General features: G+C 69.2%; 1 protein-coding gene. It reads left to right on the top strand.

The genetic code is table 11. The annotated features are described in order from the left end of the window. Window positions 1-101 precede the first annotated feature (101 nt). On the top strand, window positions 102-642 hold a 541-nt coding region (locus ACJA3G_RS38180), incomplete at its 3' end, for a helix-turn-helix domain-containing protein (RefSeq protein WP_406557573.1).

The following is a 642-nucleotide window of genomic DNA, read 5'->3' as shown; positions in this document are numbered from 1 at the left end:
TTCCTATGGCGTACAAACTCCACCCTCCCGGTTGCCCCACCCTTTCGTACCCCCCCTAGACTGAACCTCCAGCAGGTGGCTCACGCTCGAAAGGCGCCCCCGTGTCCATCGGCAACTTCCCCGAAGACGACCGGCCTTCCCTCGGCGACGACGACCGGCCCTCCTTTGCTGACGACAACCGGCCCGACGACAACCGGCTCGACGACGATCGGCCGACGATCGGGCACGCGCTCAAGCAGGCCCGTATCGCGGCGGGACTGACCGTCGACGAGGTCAGTTCGATCACGAGAGTGCGCATCCCGATCGTCCACGGCATGGAGGAGGACGACTTCTCCCGCTGCGGCGGCGATGTGTACGCGCGCGGACACATCCGCACGGTCGCACGCGCCGTGCACCTGGATCCCGAACCCCTGGTCGCGCAGTACGACGCCGACCACGGCGGCCGTCCCGAGCCCACGCCCGCCGCACCCATGTTCGAAGCCGAGCGGATCCGGCCCGAGCGGCGCCGGCCGAACTGGACCGCGGCCATGGTCGCCGCGATCGTGGTGGTCGTCGGTTTCGTCGGCTTCACGATGTTCAGCGGCAGCGGCGACTCCAAGAGCAAGGGCACCCAGGTCGCCGAGGGCCCCACCCAGACGCAGC

It is taken from the genome of Streptomyces sp. YS-3, from assembly GCF_045257485.1.
Lineage (GTDB): Bacteria > Actinomycetota > Actinomycetes > Streptomycetales > Streptomycetaceae > Streptomyces.
The sequence above is the reverse complement of the archived record's forward strand: the minus strand, read 5'-3'. Positions and strand labels throughout refer to the sequence as shown.